The organism is Gilliamella apicola, assembly GCF_003202915.1.
Taxonomy (GTDB): Bacteria; Pseudomonadota; Gammaproteobacteria; order Enterobacterales; family Orbaceae; genus Gilliamella; species Gilliamella apicola_Q.
The window spans coordinates 673,572-690,289 of sequence record NZ_QGLP01000004.1; the positions used below are offsets into that span (position 1 = coordinate 673,572).

The 16,718-nt window shown below is 36.1% G+C and carries 12 protein-coding genes; 10 read left to right on the forward strand and 2 right to left on the reverse strand.

The window, feature by feature from the left end:
• Positions 1-63: 63 nt before the first annotated feature.
• The 5 genes from DKK79_RS04650 (at position 64) to DKK79_RS04670 (ending at position 5,513) form a co-directional block, all read left to right on the forward strand.
• Positions 64-2,361, forward strand: coding sequence for a formate C-acetyltransferase (locus DKK79_RS04650; RefSeq protein WP_110423037.1), 2,298 nt, complete (start codon positions 64-66; stop codon positions 2,359-2,361).
• The gene (locus tag DKK79_RS04655) at positions 2,327-3,259 is read left to right on the forward strand and encodes a [formate-C-acetyltransferase]-activating enzyme (RefSeq protein ID WP_110423038.1); all 933 of its coding nucleotides are present in this window, start codon (positions 2,327-2,329) and stop codon (positions 3,257-3,259) included. The genes DKK79_RS04650 and DKK79_RS04655 overlap by 35 nt, the downstream gene beginning before the upstream one ends.
• Before the next feature lie 66 nt (positions 3,260-3,325).
• Positions 3,326-3,988, forward strand: coding sequence for a fructose-6-phosphate aldolase (fsa, locus tag DKK79_RS04660; protein ID WP_110423039.1), 663 nt, complete (start codon positions 3,326-3,328; stop codon positions 3,986-3,988).
• Between the two features lie 144 nt (positions 3,989-4,132).
• Positions 4,133-4,909, forward strand: coding sequence for a siderophore-interacting protein (locus tag DKK79_RS04665; protein WP_110423040.1), 777 nt, complete (start codon positions 4,133-4,135; stop codon positions 4,907-4,909).
• Between the two features lie 16 nt (positions 4,910-4,925).
• On the forward strand, positions 4,926-5,513 hold the full coding sequence (locus tag DKK79_RS04670; RefSeq protein WP_034882990.1) for an acyl carrier protein phosphodiesterase: 588 nt from the start codon (positions 4,926-4,928) through the stop codon (positions 5,511-5,513).
• A 67-nt stretch (positions 5,514-5,580) separates the two neighbouring features.
• Here the strand turns inward: DKK79_RS04670 and DKK79_RS04675 are convergent, their stop codons facing one another.
• A complete protein-coding gene (locus DKK79_RS04675) occupies positions 5,581-7,671 on the reverse strand; it encodes a 3-hydroxybutyrate oligomer hydrolase family protein (protein ID WP_110423041.1) in 2,091 nt (696 codons plus the stop codon).
• A 70-nt stretch (positions 7,672-7,741) separates the two neighbouring features.
• The gene (ilvY, locus tag DKK79_RS04680; RefSeq protein WP_034882992.1) at positions 7,742-8,641 is read right to left on the reverse strand and encodes an HTH-type transcriptional activator IlvY; all 900 of its coding nucleotides are present in this window, start codon (positions 8,639-8,641) and stop codon (positions 7,742-7,744) included.
• A 187-nt stretch (positions 8,642-8,828) separates the two neighbouring features.
• On the opposite strand from ilvY, the gene prfC reads away from it, so the two are divergent.
• The 5 genes from prfC (at position 8,829) to cmk (ending at position 16,607) form a co-directional block, all read left to right on the forward strand.
• The gene (gene prfC, locus DKK79_RS04685) at positions 8,829-10,421 is read left to right on the forward strand and encodes a peptide chain release factor 3 (protein WP_110423042.1); all 1,593 of its coding nucleotides are present in this window, start codon (positions 8,829-8,831) and stop codon (positions 10,419-10,421) included.
• A gap of 340 nt (positions 10,422-10,761) precedes the next feature.
• Complete coding sequence (ptrA, locus tag DKK79_RS04690) at positions 10,762-13,641, forward strand: pitrilysin (protein WP_110423043.1); 2,880 nt, start codon at positions 10,762-10,764, stop codon at positions 13,639-13,641.
• Between the two features lie 100 nt (positions 13,642-13,741).
• Positions 13,742-14,614 carry a helix-turn-helix domain-containing protein gene (locus DKK79_RS04695; protein WP_110423044.1) on the forward strand — a complete coding sequence of 291 codons (873 nt, stop codon included), beginning with the start codon at positions 13,742-13,744 and terminating at the stop codon, positions 14,612-14,614.
• 30 nt (positions 14,615-14,644) lie between these two features.
• Entirely contained in the window at positions 14,645-15,925 is a 1,281-nt protein-coding gene (gene aroA, locus DKK79_RS04700) for a 3-phosphoshikimate 1-carboxyvinyltransferase (protein ID WP_110423045.1), read from the forward strand.
• Between the two features lies 1 nt (position 15,926).
• Positions 15,927-16,607: a (d)CMP kinase gene (gene cmk / locus DKK79_RS04705; protein WP_110423046.1), complete on the forward strand. Its 681-nt coding sequence runs from the start codon at positions 15,927-15,929 to the stop codon at positions 16,605-16,607.
• The last annotated feature ends 111 nt before the right edge of the window (positions 16,608-16,718 follow it).

The following is a 16,718-nucleotide window of genomic DNA, read 5'->3' on the forward strand; positions in this document are numbered from 1 at the left end:
AGTGATTTAATCAAAAAGGTTATAGCGGTAAATGCTATAACCTATTTATAAAGAGGTTATGTTATGGTTACTCGAATTGAACAATTAAAAAGAGATTTGTTTGCAAAAACAAGAGAAATTTCGTTAGAAAGAGCTTTACTTTATACCGAGAGTCATATGCTAACCGAAGGTGAGCCTATAATTATAAGGCGAGCAAAAGCTACCGCAAATATCCTAAATAAAGTTAACATTTCTATACGAGATGGCGAATTAATTGCTGGAAATCGAACCATAAAACCTCGTTCAGGGATTATCTCACCAGAAATGGATCCCTATTGGATTTTGAAAGAATTAGATGATTTTCCTACTCGACCTCAAGACCGTTTTAATATTTCTGAAGAAGACAAACAAATTTATCTTAATGAACTTTACCCATATTGGGAAAAACGTTCAATGAAGGATTTTATTAACAAAGAGATCCCTTCAATAGTCAAAGATGCCGAAAGTAAAGCAATTTTTAGTATCAACCAAACAGATAAAGGGCAAGGTCATATCATTATTGACTACCCGAGATTATTAGAAAATGGTATAGATAATTTAATTATCCAGTTAAGCAATTTAGTTAAAGAACATCCCGATAATCATTTTTACCTGGCAGCTAAAATTGTGTTAGAAGCTTCACAATTACATATTTTACGCTATGCTGATTTGGCCGATGAGATGGCTAAGAATTGCCAAAATGTAGAACGTAAAAAAGAATTAGAAAAAATCTCAAAAATATCCCGAAATATTGCTTACCACAAACCAACAGATTTTTATGAAGCTTGTCAATTGTTTTGGTATATAAATATTATTTTACAATATGAATCAAATGCTAGCTCAATCTCATTAGGCCGTTTTGATCAATATATGTGGCCATTTTATCAATTGTCATTAGCGAAAGACGAAGATCCGGCATTTTTGAAAACGCTTTTAGCATCGCTCTGGATTAAATGTAATGATATTGTTTTATTACGTTCAACATCAAGTGCAAGATATTTTGCTGGATTTCCTTCAGGGTATACCATTTTGTTAGGTGGCTTAAATACCATTGGGCATAGCGCGGTTAATAATCTTTCAACATTGTGTTTAAATGCTTATCAAGAAGTTTGTCTTCCTCAACCCAATCTAGGTGTTAGAGTGAATGAATTAATTGATCCGCAATTCTTACAAAAAACGGCTGAAACTATTCGTCTGGGAACGGGTATTCCTCAAATCTTTAATGATGAGGTTATTGTTCCTGCATTTTTAAATCGAGGTGTATCTTTAGAAGATGCAAGAGATTATTCAGTTGTTGGGTGTGTCGAGCTTTCAATTCCAGGACGAACCTATGGCTTACATGATATAGCGATGTTTAATCTTCTTAAGGTAATGGAAATGACTTTATATGAAAATGAACACAATTCAAATGTAACTTATGAGAGTCTGTTTGAACAAATTAAAGCAAATATTCGTTATTACGTTAAATTGATGATTGACGGTAGTAATATCTGTGATTTAGGTCATCGAAATTGGGCTCCTGTTCCTTTCTTATCTTCTTTTGTTCTTGACTGTATTGAAAATGGAAAAGATATTACCGAAGGTGGTGCTCGCTATAATTTTTCCGGTGTTCAAGGTATAGGTATAGCTAATTTGAGTGATTCCTTATTTGCCCTGAAAGGTGTTGTCTTTGATGAAAAACGAGTGTCATTTAAAGAGCTATTGCAGGTATTAAAAAATAATTTCAATGGCGATGAAGGCCAGAAAATTCGAGCTCGTTTGATAAATCGTTTTAGTAAATACGGTAATGATATTGATGAAGTTGATAACATTAGTGTGGAGCTGCTTCGGGAGTATTGTAAAGAAGTTGAAAAATATTCTAATCCAAGAAATGGTCATTTTGTTCCAGGTTCCTATACTGTTTCTGCTCATGTTCCTTTAGGTGCTGTTGTTGGAGCAACACCAGATGGGCGTTATTCGGGGGAACAGCTAGCTGATGGTGGTTTATCACCTATGTTAGGTCAAGATATGAAAGGACCAACAGCTGTATTAAAATCAGTCAGTAAATTAGATAATTATCTATTATCAAATGGAACATTATTAAATGTGAAATTCACGCCAAGTACTCTTGAAAATGACAGTGGTTTACATAAATTAGCTAATTTTTTACAGGCTTTCAGTAAATTAAAATTACAACATATTCAGTTTAATGTTGTTAACGCTGAAACTTTAAAAGCAGCCCAACAAAGGCCCCAAGATTATGCTGGGCTAGTTGTAAGAGTTGCAGGTTATAGCGCATTTTTTGTTGAGTTATCTAAGGAGATTCAGGATGATATCATCCGACGAACAGCTCATCAATTGTAATGATCAAGCGAGTTGTTTTAACATCGAACTTCATCAAAATCATTCATCTGAAATTATTCAGATGAGTGAAAGTAGTGTGGCGAGAATTTTCAATATTCAACGATATTCTTTGAATGATGGTAATGGTATTCGTACCGTCGTATTTTTTAAAGGTTGTCCTCATCATTGTCCTTGGTGTGCCAACCCTGAATCTATTTCTCGTCAAAGCGTAGTAGTAAAACGTAAATCTAAATGTATTAAATGTAAATTTTGCTGTAATGATGCTGATGAATGTCCAAGTAAAGCTTTAGAAAAAATAGGATATGATATTCAAATAGATGAGTTAATTAACCAAATTTTAAAAGATGAAATTTTTTTTAGAACTTCTGGCGGCGGAGTCACCTTATCTGGAGGAGAAGTTCTGCTACAAGCAAAATTTGCATATCAATTGCTAAAAAGGTTAAAACAGTTAGGCATTAATACTGCGATTGAAACTGCTGGTGATATAAGGTTTTCCGACTTTTTAAGCGTGGCTTCTCAGTGTGACGAAGTATTGTTTGATTTTAAAATTATGGATCAAGAAAAAGCGATGAAAACGATAAATCTTCATTTAGATCGAGTATTAAATAATTTTAGGCAACTTTATCATCACAATATTAATTTGATTCCTCGATTACCTTTAATTCCTCAGTATACATTATTTGAGAATAATGTGATGAAAATACTCTCTTTTTTAAAAGAGTTTAATCGAATCAAAGTTATTCATATTTTACCATTTCATAAGTTTGGCGAATCCAAATATGAATTAATTCACCAAAATTATGAAATGAAAGATATTGCCGAACCATCGCCTAAAGAAATTGATGAAATTAAAAAATTGATTGAAAATCATGGTTATAGAGTAGTTAACGGTGGGTAGTAAAGTTTGAAATATGTAGTATTACTTTTAAAAATTTGTACAGATCATTTTGAATAGGAGATTAATATGGAATTATATTTAGATACAGCTGATGTGGCAGCGATTAAGCGTTTAGCAGAAATTTTACCGATAAAAGGAGTGACCACAAACCCGAGTATTGTGGCAAAATCTGCTAAGCCGATTTTTGATTTGTTGGCTGAATTACAAGATCTGCTTGGTACCGATAAATTATTGTTTGCACAAGTACTTTCACATACCGCTAAAGAGATGATTAAGGAAGCTGAGCAACTTCGTAAAGTTGTGCCGTCGATTGTGACTAAAATCCCAGTTAATGCCGAAGGTTTGATAGCGATTAAAGAGTTGACCAAGCAAGGTATTCCGACTTTAGGTACAGCTGTTTATGGTGCTGGTCAGGGTTTTTTGGCAGCGCTTGCAGGAGCAAAATATATCGCCCCTTATGTAAATCGTATTGATGCCCAAGGTGGTAATAGTAAAGAGACAGTTTATGAGCTTCAAACTCTGTTAGATTTGCATTGTCCTGAATCGATGGTATTGGCCGCAAGTTTCAGAACGCCAAGACAAGCATTAGATTGTATGCTTGCCGGTTGCCAGTCAATTACCTTGCCGGTAGATGTGGCTGAATTGTTTATTGCCGATCCAGCTGTTGATGCTGCGGTGGCTAAATTTGACCAAGATTGGTGTGGGGCATTCGGGGCTTTACGTTATTAATCTATTCAACTTTTTATTAATTTCTATTCCACCCATTTTGGGTGGTTTTTTTTATCTATCGTCAATTGAAAAAATATCCTTTTTTGTACCATTTTATGCTGTATGATAGGGAAGCAATATTGAGGTAATATAAGGGATCAGCAAATGCACGAGAAAAAAAACATTATCAATGCTTTACTAACTGTTATTAAGATCGAAAGGCCTTCAGAGAGTTATTGGCGACTACATTTTAGTTGTGATAAACCTTTGGTGGTAAATCCGCGTTGGATATGCCCACATTTGAAATTGTTATTTGCTGATCCTTTAACCGGAGAAATCGCTTTTCCGATTTTAGATGAAAATAATAAAATTTCGGTGAGTGATAGGGTTCGTCAATTTGCCCGTAGTTATAGTATTCGCGATTATGATGAGCGGAACAATCACATTGTGATTGATTTTGCTATTCATGCCAGCGGTTTAGCGACAGTTTGGTCTCAGCAGGCTAAAGTTGGCGATCAAGTTGGTTTCGTTGGACCTGCAGGTAAACTAGAATTTGCTAATCAACATTTGATTTTAATGGGGGATGTTTCAGCTCTTCCCGCCATTTGTTATACCCTTGAACATTTACCAGCCGATCACCAAGCAATTGCCTTTATTGAGGTTAATCATGAGACTGATATTGTAGATCTTCCAAAACATTTATTGGTTAAATGGATGACTAAAGATGCTAACTATCCTAATCAATTGGTTGATACCCTAATGAATTGGGATTTTAGTCAACACGATAATCTACTGTTTTGGGGGGGATTAGAGGGTTCGCTAGCTCAGCAATTACGTCATGCCCTTAAAGATAAATATGTCAATCTGGCGCCGAACGCCATCCAAATTACTAGCTATTGGCGAGAAGGTTTGGCGGAAGGTGAGTTTAAACATCGCGATTAGCCGATGGTAGACGATCATGAATATTCTTGCGCATTTACATCTGGCCACGATTGCTAATAGTTCCTTGATTGGTAATACGGTTGCTGATTTTGTCAAAGGCGATCCTTATCGGCAATATCCGAGCGAGATAGCTGATGGGATTATGTTGCATCGTAAGATTGATCGTTTGATTGATGGCTTTGCTGAAGTAAAGCAAGCTAAATCGCTTTTTCGACAATCCCATCAACGTGTTGCTTCCATTACGCTTGATATAGTTTGGGATCATTTTTTGTCCAAATATTGGACGGAATTTAATTCCTACCAATCTCTTGCATTATTTAATGCATCGACCAAGCAACAAATTCAACCTTATATCGCCGATTATCCGATTGATTATCAGGATTTTATGTCTGCATTGTGGCATGGCAAATGGCTAGAAAATTATGCGTCGCTAGATTTTGTTGGTAAAGTGTTAAATGGCATGGCAAAACGAAGACCCAAACTCTATTTATTAAGCGAAACCTTGGTAGATTTTGAGCAAAATTATACAACATTAACTACATTGTTTTTTCAGCTCTATCCAAAAATGTGCTCACTCATTAAATTATCATCAATCGATGATTGAATGACTATCGAATTTTAATTATCACATAGACTATTTAATCGATAGTCATTTAAACTACAACTTAGATTTAATCAGGTAGTATAATTTTGCCATTATCAACCTCGATTAGGTTGTCTTTATTGGGAACCTGTGAAATAGGAACAAGGTTTGCTGTCGTCGCCTGCGGTGCTCGTCCACTATTACCACCTCTAGCTTTAGTTCGAATGACTTGGCTATTTGGCAAGGTTGTATTGTTAGTTAGATTAGCCCATAACCACTCCATTGCATCCTCACCATAATAGTCAATTGGCAATAAAGTATTATCGAAAGGTGCCTTACCATCAAGATAACTTGCATTTTCAACTTCGATATAACGGAGTTGAGATTCTTGACCTTCAACCGCACTATTTAACGCAACATAAGGTCGGGAAGTATGATCGATAAGTTGTTTAACATTGTTTCTGCCGTGAATAATAAACGTTTTAATTTTATTTAACTTACCGGTGGCTTGTACTTCTTTTAAACCTTCAATTACACGTTCTTCGTTTATTTTTTCTCTTAAACAAATAGCGCCTTTAGTACCATAATCAATTTGATTTTTGGCAATTGAACTTGAATACCACTCACGTCTTGGCGATATTAAATCTTTATTTTCCACAAGATCAATAGCTGTCGCATCATTGTTAGCCCAAATTGGTAAATTGCCTTTTGACAATGCCCAAATTTCGGCGAAATTAACCTCTTTTAAAGGTTTTACTTCACCATTATTGTATAATGGGTCTTGTTGGGTGCTCGCCACGGAAAAATCACACATGTTTTCTGTTACGTCAAATCGACCATAGGCACTTATAAATTTATATGGGAAAGCGATTGATTCATTGATATAAAAATAGGGTAATTGGATGTCCATTTCAGGTTTCCAACCATAATCATGAAGCTTATTTAATGCCTCCTCAGGTGAAGCCTTAGTTAATAATTTGGCTCGTCTTAAGGCTCTACAACGCTCTTCTGAAAAGAGGAAATTAGAAGCATAAGGAACTGAATCATTTCTTTTATCTTCATCATCATCTAGATCTTGATCTGGTTCAATTGCCGGTATAGCACAAGGTATATAAAGTGCGGCATAAGTACTGTAATCAGGTAGGGAATGGTATGACAGGCTATCAATAGATTTTTTTGTTTCCACGGTTAATGGGATATCTTGTGGATTTGGTTGAATTTGTGGGTTAACTGCAACAACACCGTTAATTCTGCCTATCACATCTGCTTCAGCAGTTTTAAGTGCAGCTGTCGCGCCTTCTTCTGCACCATAAATTAATATCAATGTATTTGAATCAATGAAATCAAGTCTATCTTTTCTTGGAAATAGCTCATTCAATTCATATAAAGCAAAATTAATTGAATAATGGACGTAAGTAGACCATTGTCTCTCTGGATTTTGCTTTGAATGGAGCTGTTTTACCGCAAAGCGATGAGGGGTTCTTAGAATAAACCTTTTTTTGTCGGCAATTGATGGTTTAAACAATAGATTATCTTTTGCTACTTTACCATCGATAGTAAAGCCTTGTTCATTAGTGATGTCATAAATACCATTACCTAAACCTTTATCATTATAAACTACCGCGCAATTATGTTTCAGCCCCCATAGTCCACGGATCTGCACATCTTTGGCATTATACAATCCATCCGAACCCGAAGCGGGTACTACAACAATACAAGGTTTTTTTTTGTCAAAATCTATAGGTATTTGTAATAACAAACCTACACCTTCATCTTTAATGGTGGCTAGAATTTCTGTGCCAGCTATTTTGCCATCAAATAAAGGGGTCAAATCCTTCTTTTTAAATCCAAAGAGCTCTCCTTCACCGGTTTTAGTGTCGATAAATCGACTCAGTTTTGCACGGCGCAATTCTTGTGTGGTTGGATTAGCGCGATTGGCATATTCAATTTTTTGGATCTCTTTGGATAATGGAGTAAACCCAACACCCGCAGTAACCAGATCATCACTGTCACCATCATAATAGTTGATACTGTGAATAGCTAACCAATGTGGTTTATAATTTAATGGATTGGTTTTTGCCTGCTCATCTAATTCGGCGTGACTAATGGTAGGGGTTGCAAGTAGTGTTAAAAGGAGTAAAGATACTGATCGGCTGATATTTTTCATTTTTATGGACATTACAATTATTCCCTACATTCAGTTAGCTAATACTTTCGAATTATTATCAATAAATTAATTATATAATATATTATTCAATAGGTAAATTTTGGTTACCCAGTGCCCAAAATGCCGAAATAATTTTTTCGGATAATCGTCTTTTTTGCACGCATATACCAATATCAAAAGGTTCCATCAAGTTTGTTGACCATTCGGTGATACGTTCTCTTACTCTTTCAGGGCTGTTTTCCATAACTACTTTAGGTAACAAAGCCACCCCACAACCTAAAGCAACCATGGACACTATTGCTTCGTGTCCGGCAACGGTTGCATAAATTTTCGGATTAGTAATTTTTTGTTGTTTAAACCATAAATCTATTCGTTGTCGGCTAGGACCGTGTTCAGGCAAGATAAACGGAATATTATGCCAATCTGGTGTTTTTTGATGCAATTTGTCACTGAATGAACTATTGAGTTTAGGTATGAGTAATACCATTTCAATCTCACCTAACTTAATAAATTCAACCCCAGATGGTAGTTGTTTGGGTTTACCGGCAATCGCTAGATCAGCTTGATGTGATTGAATTTTTTCAACTGCATCGGCGGCATCTCCGGTCGAAAGTTTAATTTCTACTAGCGGATAGTGGATGCGGAAGCGATCGAGTATTTCTGGTAAATGGCTATAAGCTGCCGTGACTGAGCAAAATAAGGTTAATTCACCCACTAATTGTTGATCAGCTTGGTCTAGTTCATGTTTTAATTGTTGATGTAAATTGACCACTTGTTGAGCAAAGCGTTTTACTTTTTCACCTTCATAGGTAATTTGCACTTGCCGATTGTCTCGAATAAATAACGGGTGACCAAATTGTTCTTCAAGACGTTGTATCTGTCTTGATAGCGTGGAAGGGCTTACATGCATAGCATCTGCACTCATTCCAAAATGACAGGTATCACATAGATGTAAAAATAATTTTAAGTCACGAATATTCATATTTATTTCTTGAGATATTTTACTTTGCTCCCCTTATCAAGGGTTGATTATATCATCTTCGATATAATTTTCCGCTATTATGTATAGATATCAGACAAATAGCAAAATAACGTTCATCAATGGCAATATAACAATAGACCTGCTAGAATACGCCATCATTTTTGGCTCAGCTAAATTAATTAATTTTATGACACAACAAGCTTATTTAGACGAAGTGAATGCTCGTCGTACTTTTGCAATCATCTCTCACCCCGATGCGGGTAAAACAACGATTACCGAAAAGGTATTGTTATTTGGACAAGCTATTCAAACCGCTGGAACCGTGAAAGGGCGAGGTGCCAATGCGCAACATGCTAAATCAGACTGGATGGAGATGGAAAAGCAACGAGGTATTTCGATTACGACGTCGGTTATGCAATTTCCTTATAATGATTGCTTAGTCAACTTACTCGACACCCCAGGCCATGAAGATTTTTCGGAAGATACTTATCGAACATTAACGGCTGTTGATAGCTGTTTGATGGTAATTGATGCGGCAAAAGGTGTTGAAGATAGAACCCGTAAATTGATGGAAGTCACACGTTTACGTAATACACCAATTTTAACTTTTATGAATAAACTTGATCGTGACATCCGAGATCCGCTAGAGTTGCTTGATGAAGTTGAAAACGAACTCAATATTATGTGCGCTCCTATTACTTGGCCAATTGGTTGCGGTAAGTTATTTAAAGGCGTCTATCATTTAGCCAAAGATGAAACCTATCTATATCAAACAGGTAAAGGGCATACCATTCAAGAAGTTCGTATCATCAAAGGTTTAGATAATCCAGAGTTAGATAGCACCATAGGTGATGATTTAGCTCAGCAACTTCGTGATGAACTTGAATTAGTCCAAGGTGCCTCAAATGAGTTTGACTTAGAGGCGTTTTTAGCCGGTGATTTAACGCCAGTATTTTTTGGTACAGCTCTTGGTAACTTTGGTGTTGATCATATGCTTGATGGTTTAACTGCTTGGGCACCGCCTCCTCAACCTAGACAAACTGATAAACGTGAAGTTGAAGCAAACGAAGAAAAATTCTCTGGTTTTGTATTTAAGATCCAAGCCAACATGGATCCTAAACATCGTGACCGAGTTGCATTTATGCGTATTGTTTCGGGTAAATACGAAAAAAGCATGAAATTGCGTCATGTTCGTATAGCTAAAGATGTGAATATTTCCGATGCGTTAACCTTTATGGCCGGCGATCGGGATCATGTTGAGCAAGCTTATGCCGGCGATATTATTGGCTTACACAATCATGGTACTATTCAAATTGGTGATACTTTTACCCAAGGTGAAGAGCTTAAATTTACCGGTATTCCTAATTTTGCGCCAGAACTCTTTCGTCGTATTCGTTTAAAAGATCCACTTAAACAGAAGCAATTATTAAAAGGGTTAGTTCAGCTTTCAGAAGAGGGGGCGGTACAAGTATTTCGTCCTATTGCCAATAATGATTTAATCGTTGGTGCAGTAGGGGTATTACAGTTTGACGTGGTCGTTGCTCGCTTGAAATCAGAATACAACGTTGAAGCCATTTATGAGCCGGTAAATGTAACCACTGCGCGTTGGGTCGAATGTAGTGACGCTAAGAAACTTGAAGACTTTAAGCGAAAATGTGAACAAAACTTGGCTTTAGATGGAGGTGATAATCTATCTTATATCGCACCGAGTATGGTTAATCTTAATTTAACCCAAGAACGTTATCCTGATATTGAGTTTAGAAAGACACGTGAGCATTAATTAATCGTTGGTTAATCAATATTCATCTTTAACAATCTAAGCACTATCAACTAAGTGATTATAAAAAAGAGTTATTTTAATAGCTCTTTTTTTATTTTATTAAATAGTTGTATTTTTGATCCGATAATGTTAGTTTAATCGTATCTTTTTGATGGCTGATTTTAACTTAAAATCGGTTCTTGCAGTAATAATCTCTTCAATTAATAAAGCAGTTAATAATCATTCTTCAACATACCTTTATATTCTTAGATTTTGACTATAATTTTGTATTCAAAATAATAACTTATTCTTTTTACATCATATTTATATTATACTGTCTTTCAAATTAGGCGAGAATTCTATGAATAATATGAAAACAAGAACACTATTTTTTACCGCATTAACCTTTTTTACTATCAATACTTCATTAGCTATTGAAAACAATAATGAACATGCCGTTTTATTGGATAAAGTTCACCAAAGCGAACGAGATGATCGTCAATATGAAGTGATTGAACTTGATAACAAAATGCGCGTTTTATTGGTTTCTGATCCCAAAGCAACTAAATCACTCGGTTCTATCGCCTTGCCAATTGGTTCGTTATATGATCCTGCTCTGCAGCAAGGCTTAGCACATTATACTGAACATATGGTGCTTATGGGATCGAAAAAGTATCCTCAACCATCAAGTTTCACTGAATTTCTAGCTCGACATGCTGGTAACTATAACGCGTCTACTAGCGGGAATCGCACCGCATTTTTCTTTGAAGTTGAAAATGGGGTAATTAATACTGCGTTAGATTATTTAGCAGATGCGATTGCCGAGCCAATTTTTGACCCTCAATTTGCTGATAAAGAGCGTAATGCGGTTAATGCAGAGATGACGTTGTATCGCTCTAGTGATGGTTTTCGAATTCAACAAATTGATTCTGAAACGATTAATCCTAACCACCCTTCATCACAATTTTCTGGTGGCAATTTAGAAACATTACGTGATAAAGATAATAGTAAACTGCAAGATGAACTAGTCAATTTTCATGATAAATATTATTCAGCTAACATAATGGTTGGAGTTATTTATAGTAATCAATCTATGAAGAATTTACAAAAGTTGGCGGAAGCTACTTATGGTAAAATTCCGAATAAAAATATAGTTGTTACGCCAATTACTCAACCGGCTATTACTCAGGAATATACTGGAAAAGAAATTACGATAGTACCAGCCCAACCGAGGAAGATGTTGTCTTTAAAATTTCCGATCGAAAATGATATCAATAAATTTTCAGATAAGACCAATGAGTACTTGATCTATTTACTTAGTAATAATAGTAAAAATACGTTAGCTGATCAGTTACAAAAACAAGGTTTGGTTGAAGCTATCCAAGCAACGAGTGATAGTCAATATTATGGTAATAGCGGCACATTTAATATTAATGTCATTTTAACTGATGATGGCTTAGCGAAAAAAGATATGGTGATAGCCGCTATATTTAATTATTTACAATTAATTGAAAAACAGGGTGTTTCAGATGCCTATTATGACGAAATAAAGAAAATTTTTGCTTTATCCTTTAAGTATAAAGACGTTAATCGTGATATGTCTTATGTAGAGTGGTTATCTGATCAGATGTTACTTTATCCAGTTAAAAATGTTTTAGATGCAGATTATGTTGCTGATCATTTGAATAAAGAAGCTATTATCAAGCGTATTCAGAGTTTTACTCCGGAAAATGCTCGAATTTGGTTGATTGCACCAAATCAAACCACTGATAAAATTGCTTATTTTCTTAATGCACCTTATAAAGTTGCTAATATCACCGATGAATTAAAAACAACTTGGACAGATTTAGGTAAAACCTTTTCATTTAGTTTGCCAGAGTTGAATCCGTATATACCTGATAATTTTAATATTGTTAAACAAAACAATGATCAGACTCAACCTGCGACATTTAGTAAACGAGGTAATCATATTCATTTTGTTAGTCGTCATTTTAGTCATGACCCTAAGGCAGTGATTGCTGTTTCGTTACGTAATAATCAGGCGTTTAAAGATGCAAAAACATCAGTGGCTTTTGAGTTACTTGATTATATTGTAAGTCGTGATTTAACCCAGTTACAATTCCAAGCGGGTAATGCGGGAATGTCGTTATCAACCGGTCGTGATAATGGTTTGATGATTACCGCAAATGGTTTTAATCAACATTTACCTGAAATGGTTTTAGCCATACTTAATAGTTATCGCCAAGTGACTATCGATGAACAAAATTTAGAATTAGCTAAATCATGGTATTTGCAACGACTTGATGGGGCAGACCATTTTGAAAGTATACGTTTAGCAACAGAACCAGTGCTTGCATTATCCAAGATGCCACATTATTTCGAACGGGATGACAGACGACAAATTACTCATAATATCACGGTAAGTGATGTTCAAGCTTATCGCGATAATTTGATGACTCAATCAATTCCTTATATGATTAGTTTGGGTAATATTTCAAATGAAGATTCATTGGATCTTTACCATGCGGTTCAAAAGACCTTAAGACGTGATGTCGAGTTTACGCCGTTTGATGATATCAAACTTAAAACTACATTTAGTGCGAGAATAACCCAACAAGCAAAAAGTACCGATAATGCCTTATTGATGAGCTATTTTCCAACTAATTATGATCCAATTAAAGGTCAAATGGTTGGCTATACTTTAGCTAACATTATGTCACCTTGGTTTTTTGATCAACTGCGTAGTAATGAGCAATTAGGTTATATCGTTGGTGTTTTTCCATTTTATATCAGTGAATCAGTAGGATTAGGCTTTGCCGTTCAGAGCAATCAGTATGATCCAGACTATCTATTAAAACGTTATCAAGCATATTTTCCAACGATGTTAACTAAATTAGAAGCACTATCTAATGATGATATTGAGCAGTATAAAAGAAGCATTATCGAAGAGCAGACTATGCCGCCACAATCGTTAGATGAAGAGTTTGAACGTTTAATATCAGACTATCGTTTATCCCGTTTCCAATTCGATTCGCGTGATAAGAAAATAGCGCAACTTAAGCAGCTTACTAAAGAGGATTTAGTCGATTTTTATAAAAGTTCGGTTATTGATCAAAAAGGTTTGGTAATCGCATCGCAAGTTTTAGGCCAACCTGAGGAAGGTAAAAAACAGCCTGAAGCGATTACTGATTTTAATGAATTCAATAATGCCTCATCATTACAAGATGAATTGTTGAAATAAGATACTCAAACATAGATTCAACCTGAAATATCATTACATTAAATTGGCATTGTACTCACCATATGGTACACTGCCAAAATCCCATTAGTTTGAGTATATTATGATTACTGGATCGATTGATTATTGTGCTATCGGACAGCGATTGCGAGCTTATCGCATCGCTGCCTCTCTTAGAGCTGAAGAAGTTGCTGAAAGTCTTAGGATCTCAAGAGCTGCGGTTTACCGTTTAGAAAAAGGCGAGATCGTCAAAATTGAAACGCTTGAACGATTAGCTTCTTTATTGGATACATCATTTGCTAGTTTACTTGGCATTGATACGGAATATTATTCAAGTGGTGATGGTTTTTTTGAGCGAATGCGTCAACTGGAAGAACAGTCCACCCATATTTATTCGCATTTTGATCCTTTTTCTTTTTTGTTAACTTCCCCCGATTATTTGTCTCATTTGGGGATGATGTTAAACGAATCGAGCGAAAACATTGAAGCTCACAAATATGCGACTTCTTTATCTATTTTAAATGAACGTAAAACCCAATTTTATCAATCTATCCCCAAAGTTATCAATTTAATTAGCTTACGTAATGTTGAACGTTTTTTGCACATCGGTTTGGTAGGTAATCTAACTATTTCGCCGGGCAGAAAGTCAGAAAGAATGGTGCTGGCTCGAAAAGAGGTCTATCATTTAATCAAATTAATTGAAGATCAAGCCTATGCGCCAACAATTGCAATAACGCAACAAGCTATTCCATCTATTGCTTTCCAAATATTTTACCAACATGATAATGGGTTAGCATTGGCTATGAGTCCGTTTAGATTAGGTGAATTACCTAATGTGACCACGGGTATCGCTTCAATTACATCATCAGAAGATGCGATTAAGCGTTATCGTCACTTATTTGATAAGTTGTGGCAAGATAGTGCTAAAGATCAGCAAGCGATAGATTTATTAAAAGCCACCTTAGATAAACTCTAAAGAATATTGAAATTACTAAAGAGAGTCACTATGTTATCTTTAACATTACAACCGATAAAAAAATTTTCTGGTACGATTAATTTACCTGGTTCGAAAAGTGTTTCAAATCGTGCATTACTTTTGTCTGCACTTAGTCAGGGTAAAACTCGATTAACTAATTTACTTGATAGTGACGATGTGCGCTATATGCTCGATGCTTTGAAAGCGTTGGATGTCAAATATCAACTATCAAGCGATCGAACAATTTGTGACATTGAAGGAGTAGGTGGCAAATTACATTTTGCTCATCCGTTGGAGCTATTTTTAGGTAATGCAGGAACGGCGATGCGTCCGTTAGCTGCTGCACTCTGTTTAGCTGATAACAATATTGTGTTAACTGGCGAACCTCGTATGAAAGAGCGCCCAATTGGTCATTTGGTCGATGCGTTGCGTCAAGGGGGCGCTAAGATTGATTATCTTGAAAATGACGGCTACCCCCCATTGCATATTCATGGTGGTTTTACTGGTGGTAAGATTGCAGTTAATGGTTCAGTATCAAGCCAATTCTTAACCGCACTTTTAATGGCAGCCCCGTTAGCTGTTAATGATACTGAAATTACCATTATTGGTGATCTGGTGTCTAAACCTTATATTGATATCACAATTAAGATGATGGCAATGTTTGGTGTGTCAGTTACCAATGATCAGTATCAAAAATTTATCATCAAAGCTAATCAAACTTATCAATCTCCGGGGCACTATTTGGTTGAAGGTGACGCCTCTTCTGCCTCGTATTTTTTAGCGGCAGCGGCAATTAAAGGCGGAACAGTGCGTGTTACCGGAATAGGTAAAAAGAGTCTGCAAGGCGATACTCAATTTGCTCATGTGCTGGAAAAAATGGGAGCCAAAATTACTTGGGCCGATGATTATATTGAATGTACGCGTGGCGAATTGAATGGCATTGATATGGATATGAATCATATTCCTGATGCGGCAATGACAATTGCAACTACAGCGTTATTTGCTAAAGGCTCTACCACTATTCGCAATATTTACAATTGGCGAGTTAAAGAGACTGATCGCTTATCAGCTATGGCAACTGAGTTACGTAAAGTTGGGGCCACAGTTGATGAAGGTGAGGACTATATCACCATTATTCCTCCTGCTATACTCGACCATGCTGATATTAAAACTTATAATGATCATCGTATGGCAATGTGTTTTTCATTAGTTGCGCTTTCTGATACGCCAGTTTCCATTTTGGATCCGAAATGTACGATGAAAACATTCCCTGACTATTTTGAACAATTTAAACGATTAAGCGAAATATAACATGACAAATAATATTCCAGTTATTGCTGTTGATGGACCAAGTGGTGTTGGTAAGGGTACTTTGTGTCAAGCGTTAGCTAATCATTTTAATTGGCACCTTCTGGATTCAGGTGCGATTTATCGTGTACTGGCACTTTCTGCTTTGCAAAAAAATATTGCTTTAGATGATACAAAACAGTTAGCAACATTGGCGCTAAGCCTGCCACTTATGTTTGATAGCAATAGTGATGATGTGAAAGTATTATTAGATGGTGTGGATGTATCACGTGAAATACGTACCGAGGAGGCTGGAGGAGCCGCTTCAAAAGTTGCGTCAATCAATGAAGTAAGAGTAGCTTTGTTGCAGCGACAACGCGACTTTAGACAGTTGCCGGGACTGGTTGCTGATGGTCGAGATATGGGTACAGTGGTGTTTACTGACGCCCCCGTTAAAATATTTCTTGATGCCAGTGCCCAATCTAGAGCAGAAAGAAGAATGAAACAGTTGCAAGATAAGCAAATTCATGCTAAATTCGGCGAAATTTTGCAGGAGATAACTGCCCGTGATGAACGCGATCGTAATCGTGCCGTTGCGCCATTAAAACCTGCGGCTGATGCACTAATAATTGATACCACATCACTTTCAATTCAAGATGTTTTTAATCAATCTATTATGCATATAAAAGAAAAACTTGCGTTGTAAGTTTCTATTAAAACTTGCTACGTGAACCAAGCTCCATTGCAAGGATGAGTGGAGTATTATAAACAACCCCACAGGACAGGATGTAATGTGGACGTTAAATTTAACTTAAGT

Excerpts from the sequence above, each read along its gene's own strand:
- ilvY (WP_034882992.1), bottom strand. The coding sequence starts at position 8,641 with ATGAATATTCGTGACTTAAAATTATTTTTACATCTATGTGATACCTGT.
- fsa (WP_110423039.1), top strand. The coding sequence starts at position 3,326 with ATGGAATTATATTTAGATACAGCTGATGTGGCAGCGATTAAGCGTTTA.
- DKK79_RS04655 (WP_110423038.1), top strand. The coding sequence starts at position 2,327 with ATGATATCATCCGACGAACAGCTCATCAATTGTAATGATCAAGCGAGT.
- prfC (WP_110423042.1), top strand. The coding sequence starts at position 8,829 with ATGACACAACAAGCTTATTTAGACGAAGTGAATGCTCGTCGTACTTTT.
- DKK79_RS04695 (WP_110423044.1), top strand. The coding sequence starts at position 13,742 with ATGATTACTGGATCGATTGATTATTGTGCTATCGGACAGCGATTGCGA.
- DKK79_RS04670 (WP_034882990.1), top strand. The coding sequence starts at position 4,926 with ATGAATATTCTTGCGCATTTACATCTGGCCACGATTGCTAATAGTTCC.
- DKK79_RS04650 (WP_110423037.1), top strand. The coding sequence starts at position 64 with ATGGTTACTCGAATTGAACAATTAAAAAGAGATTTGTTTGCAAAAACA.
- DKK79_RS04675 (WP_110423041.1), bottom strand. The coding sequence starts at position 7,671 with ATGTCCATAAAAATGAAAAATATCAGCCGATCAGTATCTTTACTCCTT.
- aroA (WP_110423045.1), top strand. The coding sequence starts at position 14,645 with ATGTTATCTTTAACATTACAACCGATAAAAAAATTTTCTGGTACGATT.
- cmk (WP_110423046.1), top strand. The coding sequence starts at position 15,927 with ATGACAAATAATATTCCAGTTATTGCTGTTGATGGACCAAGTGGTGTT.
- DKK79_RS04665 (WP_110423040.1), top strand. The coding sequence starts at position 4,133 with ATGCACGAGAAAAAAAACATTATCAATGCTTTACTAACTGTTATTAAG.
- ptrA (WP_110423043.1), top strand. The coding sequence starts at position 10,762 with ATGAATAATATGAAAACAAGAACACTATTTTTTACCGCATTAACCTTT.